The sequence below is a fragment of the Actinomyces succiniciruminis genome, from assembly GCF_900002405.1.
Classification (GTDB): domain Bacteria; phylum Actinomycetota; class Actinomycetes; order Actinomycetales; family Actinomycetaceae; genus Actinomyces; species Actinomyces succiniciruminis.
On sequence record NZ_LK995470.1, the window covers coordinates 120,255 to 126,254 of the forward strand.

Sequence of the window (6,000 nt, forward strand, 5' to 3'; positions counted from 1 at the left end):
ATTAGCCGGCGGCCCGGGACCGACGCCGCCGCGTGTGCGCCGTGGGGCGCGCGGCGACGGCGCCAGACCGGTCGAGCCGTCGGCTGCGGATCCGGGTCAGCCGCGCAGCGGCTGCCGCTGGTCGATGTCCACGTGGCGGGTCGGGATCGCCGGGTCGCCCTCGCTCAGCCGCCAGCCGTCGTAGGGCAGCTCGGCGCGTGCCACCTGGTGGCGTTCGGCGGCCGCCGCCAGCGCATCCGGGCCGCGGTGCTCCTCCACGATCACGCCGTCGCGCACCAGATCCACCTGCAGCGGCCGGGCCCCGGCCTGCTCCAGGGCGGCCAGCCCGGCGACCTCGGAGCGCGCCGAGATGACCAGTTCCTCGGTGGCCGAGCCGGCGGCGTCGAGCACCCGGCCGGCCCACTTGCGGCCCCCCACGGTCGACTTGCCGCCCGTGGAGAACTTGGCAACCTCCTGCATCTGCCCGGTGGAGTCGGCGCGCTCGACGAGCTTGTACACCAGGGCCGCCGTCGGCCGTCCCGAGCCGGTGACCAGCTTGGTGCCCACACCGTAGGAGTCCACCGGCGCGGCCCCCAGGGCGGCGATCGCGTACTCGTCCAGGTCGTTGGTGACGGTGATCTTCGTCGTCGTAGCCCCCAGCGCGTCCAACTGGGCGCGCACCTTGAAGGCCTCGGCCACCAGGTCGCCGGAGTCCAGGCGCACCGCGCCGAGCTCGCCACCGCCGGCCCGGGCCGCCGCCACCGCGCGGGCGACGCCGCGCTCGATGTCGTAGGTGTCCACCAGGATGGTGGTGCCCGGACCGAGGCTTGCCACCTGGGAGGCGAAGGCCTCCTCCTCGGTGTCGTGCAGCAGGGTGAAGGAGTGGGCGGAGGTGCCGACCGTGGGGATGCCGTAGCGCATGCCGGCCTCCAGGTCGCTGGTGCCCACGAATCCGCCGACTATTGCCGCCCGCGCCGCGGACACGGCGGCGCGCTCGTGCGCCCGGCGCGCCCCGAACTCCACGCAGGGGCGGCCGTGGGCGGCGATCGTCATGCGGGAGGCCGCTGCGGCCACGGCGCAGTCGTAGTTGTAGATGGACAGGGCCAGCGTCTCCAGGATGCAGGCCTCGGCGAAGCTGCCCTCCACCGTCAGCAGCGGGGAGCCGGAGAAGTAGCACTCGCCCTCCGCGTAGCCGCGGATCGTCCCGGAGAACCGGTAGGAGCGCAGGTAGTCGATGGTGTCGTCGTCGACAATGCCGGCGGCGTGCAGGTAATCGATCTGGGCGTCGGTGAAGGTGAAACGCTCAACGGCGTCCAGGAGTCGGCCGACGCCGGCGACCACGCCGAAGCGGCGCGAGGCGGGCAGGGTGCGGCCGAACAGCTCGAAGACACTGGCCCGCTCGGCCACGCCCGCGTGCAGCGCGGCCTGCAGCATGGTCAGCTCGTACATGTCCGTGAGCAGCGCGGTGCTGGAAGTTGCCGGGGCGGGGACGTCCCGTAGGTTGGCTGTCATGACAGCCAACCTACCGCAGGCGGGCGCAAGGCGGAACCGGCCGGTCGACGCATCCGACCGCGACTACGCTGGAAACATGCAGCCTGCAGTGCCCGTCGATGCCGCCTCCGCCCCCGAGGCGCAGACGCTGTCTGACGCCCACACCGCCGCCCAGCGCCTGTGGTGCACGGTGGTGCACGACGACCCCGTCAACACGATGGACTACGTCACCTGGGTGTTTCACACCTACTTCGGCTTCCCGATCCCGCTCGCCCGTAGCCGCATGCTGCAGGTGCACACCACCGGCCGCGCCGTCGTCTCCCGCGGCGCCCGCGAACGCATGGAGGTGGACGTCACCGCCATGCACTCCTACGGCCTGCACGCCACCATCGAGCCCCTGGCCGACGACGACGCCGACCCGGGCGGTGGCGGCCCGTACGGAGGTGGCGCCTGATGCGCGCCTTCCACCCCGAGGTCGAGGGCTGGGCCAGCGCCCTGGAACCGTGGGAGCGCGAGTACCTGGCCGGACTGTTCAAGCAGATCGCCGACCTGCTCGGCGCCGACGCCCCCGCCGCCGTGGAGCACCCCGCCCCGCGTCCGGGCGAGAGCTCGCGGGACGGCAATGTGCTCGCCGCCCTCGACTTCGAGCCCGAGCCGGCCGACGCCGGGACGCCGAGCTCGGTTCCCGCCTCCCTGGCTCCGCTACTGGACGTGCTCCTGCCGGACGCCTCCGAGGACCCGGACGTCGCCGTCGAGGTGGCCGCCCTGACCCGCTCCCAGCTGCGGGACGACAAGCGCTCCCGCATGGAGGACGTGGTGCACGAGCTGCTCGCTCCCACCGGTCCCGGTGGGGCGGTGCTGGTGCGTGCCGGGCAGGAGGGCCGCTGGCTCGGCGCCCTCAACGACGCCCGCCTGGTGCTCGCCGAGCGGCTGGACATCGACTCCGCCGACGCGGCCGAACAGGTGCACGCCCTCGCCTGGGAGGAGACGCCCGCCGGCGAGGGGGAGCGGCAGCGCTGGAACCGGGCCATGGCGCTGTCCTACGACATGCTCTCCTGGTGGCAGGAATCACTGGTGGCCGTGCTATTGAACGACGATGGAGCCGCATAGTCTCGGCGCTGTGAATGATGCGGCCATCGGGATGTTCGACTCCGGCGTCGGCGGCCTGACCGTGGCCCGCGCGGTTATCGACCAGCTGCCCGGCGAACAGGTGCTCTACATCGGTGACACCGCCAACACCCCCTACGGGCCGCGCCCGGTGCAGGAGGTGCGCCGCCTGGCCCTGAGCATCATGGACGAGCTGGTCGACTCCGGCGTGAAGATGCTGGTGATCGCCTGCAACACCGCCTCCGCCGCCGTCCTGCATGACGCCCGCAGCCGCTACACCCGCGACAAGGGCGTGCCCGTGGTGGAGGTCATTCACCCGGCCGCGCGCGCCGCCGCCCGCGTTACCCGCAACGGACGCGTCGGCCTGATCGCCACCCAGGGCACCGTCGACTCCAACGCCTACGCCGACGCCTTGGCCGCCGTTCCCGGCGTGCACCTGTTCTCCCAGGCGTGTCCGCGATTTGTGGAGCTGGCCGAGCGCGGCATCACCACGGGCCCGGAGGTCATGGCCACGGCCGAGGAGTACCTAGCCCCCGTCAAGGCGGCGGACGTCGACACCCTCATCCTGGGCTGCACCCACTACCCGCTGCTGGCCGGTCCCATCTCCTACGTCATGGGGGAGGACGTCACCCTGGTGACCTCCAGCCAGGAGACCGCCAAGGACGTCTACCGCGAGCTCGCCCGCCGCGACCTGCTGCGCGACCCCGATGCCCCCGCCCCCCGCCACGAGTTCCGCGCCACGGGCGACCCGGACTCCTTCGCGGTGCTGGCCCGCCGCTTCCTCGGCCCCGAGGTCGGACGCGTCCGCCGCGTCGAGCCGACCCCGACCGCCATCGCCCCGGGACCCGAAGTTCCGCTCGCCCACGCCGGCGAGTCGGCCCCCGCCGTCGCCCCACCAGACCCCGCCCTTGTCCCCAATTCGAGCGAGGATCCCGCATGAAGCTAACCATCATCGGCTGTACCGGTTCCATGTCCGGTCCCAACGCCGTCGCCTCCTCCTACCTGGTGCAGGCCGACGACGCCGCCGGGCGCACCTGGTCGGTCGTGCTCGACCTCGGACCCGGCGCCATGGGCCAGTTGCTGCGCTATCTGGACCCGGCCGAGTTGGACGCCATTGCCATCTCCCACTGCCACGCCGACCACATGGTTGACCTGGTGGGCATGCACGTGTTCCGCCGCTGGAACCCCGCCGGCCGCCTGGACCCGGTGCTCACGCTCGGCCCGGGAGAGCTGCTGCCGCGCCTGAACGGCGTCGACGGCACGCCCGCGCAGGAGACCTATGCCACCGAGTTCTCCTTCCGCACCGTCTCGGCGGGGCAGGGCGTGCAGGTCGGCCCGCTGACCATCACCCCGTTCCCGGCACTGCACCCGGTGGACGCCTTCGGCTACCGGGTGGAGGGACCCGGGCGCGACGGCAACCCCGTCACCCTGGCCTTCACCGGCGACACCGACCTGTGCGAGGGCATTGAGGCCATGGCCGACGGCGTCGACCTGCTGCTGTCCGAGGCCGCCTTCCTGGAGGGACGCGACGCCGTGCGCGGCATTCACCTGACCGGCCGGCGCGCCGGGGAGCTTGCCGCGGGCACCTCGGGGCGGGGCGGTCGCCGTCCTGCCGGTCGGCTCGTGCTCACCCACATCCAGCCCTGGACCGACCCGGACGATCCGGTGGCCGAGGCCGCCGCCGTCTACGACGGCCCGCTGGCGGCCGCCACTCCCGGCGCCTGCTGGGAGCTCTGAGCCGTGCAGGAATCGCCGCGAGACGAGCCCCGTCGTATCAGCTACACGCCGCCGGTGCCCGACGGGCCGGATCGGCCCTGGACGCGCGGGCGCCGCACCCGCTGGTGGCTGGTGGTGCTGGCCGACACGATTTCGGTTGCACTGATCGCCTGCTTCGCCGCCGCGTCGGCGCATGACCTGGCTCAGGTGCCCGGACTGCTCGTTCGCGGCGCGGCGGCCGTCGTCGTCGCCTGGGCGGTCACGTGGCTGGTGCGCCGTCCCGGCGACCACCTGGAGGTGGGCTGGCCGGACGGCGGCTGGGTCATTGCGCTGACCTGGGCGGCCTGGACGGGCCTGTATGCCTGGGGTGCTGCTGTCGGCGCAATTCCCGGAGCCGGTGGGGTGGCGTCGTTCGCAGTGATGCTGGCCGCATTCCTAGTGGTTTTCTGCGGCGGCTGGCGCTGCCTGTACGGCTACGTCAAGGCGCACGACTCGTTGGTCCCCAAGGGCGTGCAGCGGCGCCTGGACGCCCAAGCCCGCCGAGATCGGTAGATCTTACGTGCCGAGGTCGGTTGATCTTACGTGCTGAGGTCGGTTGATCTTACGTGCTGAGGTCGGTTGAAGTAACCGGTGTCAATCCCCGGCGATCTCTCGCAGCGCGGCGACGTGATCCTCGAATGCCTTCAGACCGCGCGGGGTGAGCGACACCCAGACGACGTCCATGGAACGGACCACGCCGTAGTCGCGGTGGCGGCGGATGTAGTCCGCCTCCTCCAGCGCCTTGAGCTGCTTGGACAGACTGGCATCGGACAGACCAACCGCGTCACGCAGCGCGGAGAACTTCATTTCGGTACCGGTCCACACCAGGGCGCCGTCGTTCACGGCCCCGACGGACTTGAGTGTCGCGCAGATCCGCAGGCGACTCAGCGGGTGAATCACGGGATCAAGCACGACTGCCCTCCGGCCAGACCACGGCGGCGCAGTACCAGGCGTGAGCGGTAGCGAGCAGCACGAGCGGGCCGATCAGCACCGGATGTATGGACGCCCCCCGTATGACGGCGCCTACAACCAGAACCCACGCGGTCAGGCTGTTCCGCTTCCACCACTGCCGGTCGGTGCCGATCAGATCGTCTCGGGTGCGGACCCCGGGGCGGAAGAGTTGGTTCCGCAGCAGTACATGTATGAGCACGAGTGCGGCGAGACCGCCGAGCAGCACCCAGTAGTGCTCGGTGAGTAGGGCGCCGAGCGTGGTGCCGAAGGCGATGGCGAATAGCGCGACCGCCCAGGTGGCGGGATGCCATTGCGCGGCCGCGCGCTCGGTTGCGGCGACGTCGCGCAGGCGGCTGCGCGCCTCGTTGGGGGACATGGCTGACGATGGGGATGAGGACACGACTACACCTCACTTTCCAATATGGAAAGTATTATGTTTTCCATCTCGGAAAGCAAGGGATGTTGTGCTGTTGGTTGAGTGGCGTTTCCGGTTTGAGGGCGGGGTGGCGCGCTAGGCGACGATCACCCGTCCGGCGGGGCCGGTCCCGGCATCCCTGCGGGCGTGACGTGCGGGCGGGGCGTGGGCACGATGAATCCCGGTGGATTGGGAGTGACAGTCCGTCTGCTCGGGTCGACGGTTCGGGTGCTTGCGTGACGGTTCGTACGCTCTGGTCGACGGTTCGGCACATCCGGTGACGGTTCGTGGGGTAGGTGTAC

General features: G+C 71.3%; 8 protein-coding genes. 5 read left to right on the forward strand and 3 right to left on the reverse strand.

All coding sequences use genetic code 11. The annotated features are described in order from the left end of the window. Nucleotides 1-96 precede the first annotated feature (96 nt). The gene (locus BN1056_RS02190; protein ID WP_210578693.1) at nt 97-1,491 is read right to left on the reverse strand and encodes a nicotinate phosphoribosyltransferase; all 1,395 of its coding nucleotides are present in this window, start codon (nt 1,489-1,491) and stop codon (nt 97-99) included. A 76-nt stretch (nt 1,492-1,567) separates the two neighbouring features. On the opposite strand from BN1056_RS02190, the gene clpS reads away from it, so the two are divergent. The 5 genes from clpS to BN1056_RS02215 are packed head-to-tail and all read left to right on the forward strand — an operon-like array spanning nt 1,568 to nt 4,845. Beyond that, nucleotides 1,568-1,924, forward strand: a complete 357-nt coding sequence (gene clpS / locus BN1056_RS02195; protein ID WP_210578695.1) for an ATP-dependent Clp protease adapter ClpS — start codon at nt 1,568-1,570, stop codon at nt 1,922-1,924. Next, nucleotides 1,924-2,580, forward strand: a complete 657-nt coding sequence (locus tag BN1056_RS02200; RefSeq protein ID WP_210578698.1) for a DUF2017 family protein — start codon at nt 1,924-1,926, stop codon at nt 2,578-2,580. Before clpS ends, BN1056_RS02200 begins: the two co-directional genes overlap by 1 nt. A 31-nt stretch (nt 2,581-2,611) precedes the next feature. Further along, entirely contained in the window at nt 2,612-3,517 is a 906-nt protein-coding gene (gene murI / locus BN1056_RS02205) for a glutamate racemase (protein ID WP_244671459.1), read from the forward strand. Next, complete coding sequence (locus tag BN1056_RS02210) at nt 3,514-4,314, forward strand: MBL fold metallo-hydrolase (RefSeq protein ID WP_073330743.1); 801 nt, start codon at nt 3,514-3,516, stop codon at nt 4,312-4,314. The genes murI and BN1056_RS02210 overlap by 4 nt, the downstream gene beginning before the upstream one ends. Before the next feature lie 3 nt (nt 4,315-4,317). Further along, a complete protein-coding gene (locus tag BN1056_RS02215) occupies nt 4,318-4,845 on the forward strand; it encodes a DUF3054 domain-containing protein (RefSeq protein ID WP_244671453.1) in 528 nt (175 codons plus the stop codon). A gap of 81 nt (nt 4,846-4,926) precedes the next feature. Here BN1056_RS02215 and BN1056_RS02220 read toward each other — a convergent pair whose 3' ends face one another. Together BN1056_RS02220 and BN1056_RS02225 are read right to left on the reverse strand one after the other, a co-directional pair. Then, the gene (locus BN1056_RS02220) at nt 4,927-5,244 is read right to left on the reverse strand and encodes a transcriptional regulator (protein WP_073330740.1); all 318 of its coding nucleotides are present in this window, start codon (nt 5,242-5,244) and stop codon (nt 4,927-4,929) included. Continuing rightward, on the reverse strand, nt 5,237-5,683 hold the full coding sequence (locus tag BN1056_RS02225; protein ID WP_210578701.1) for a hypothetical protein: 447 nt from the start codon (nt 5,681-5,683) through the stop codon (nt 5,237-5,239). The genes BN1056_RS02220 and BN1056_RS02225 overlap by 8 nt, the downstream gene beginning before the upstream one ends. Nucleotides 5,684-6,000: the final 317 nt, after the last annotated feature.

Coding starts and splice junctions, on each gene's coding strand:
- clpS (WP_210578695.1), top strand. CDS start 1,568: ATGCAGCCTGCAGTGCCCGTCGATGCCGCCTCCGCCCCCGAGGCGCAG.
- murI (WP_244671459.1), top strand. CDS start 2,612: ATGTTCGACTCCGGCGTCGGCGGCCTGACCGTGGCCCGCGCGGTTATC.
- BN1056_RS02200 (WP_210578698.1), top strand. CDS start 1,924: ATGCGCGCCTTCCACCCCGAGGTCGAGGGCTGGGCCAGCGCCCTGGAA.
- BN1056_RS02210 (WP_073330743.1), top strand. CDS start 3,514: ATGAAGCTAACCATCATCGGCTGTACCGGTTCCATGTCCGGTCCCAAC.
- BN1056_RS02190 (WP_210578693.1), bottom strand. CDS start 1,491: ATGACAGCCAACCTACGGGACGTCCCCGCCCCGGCAACTTCCAGCACC.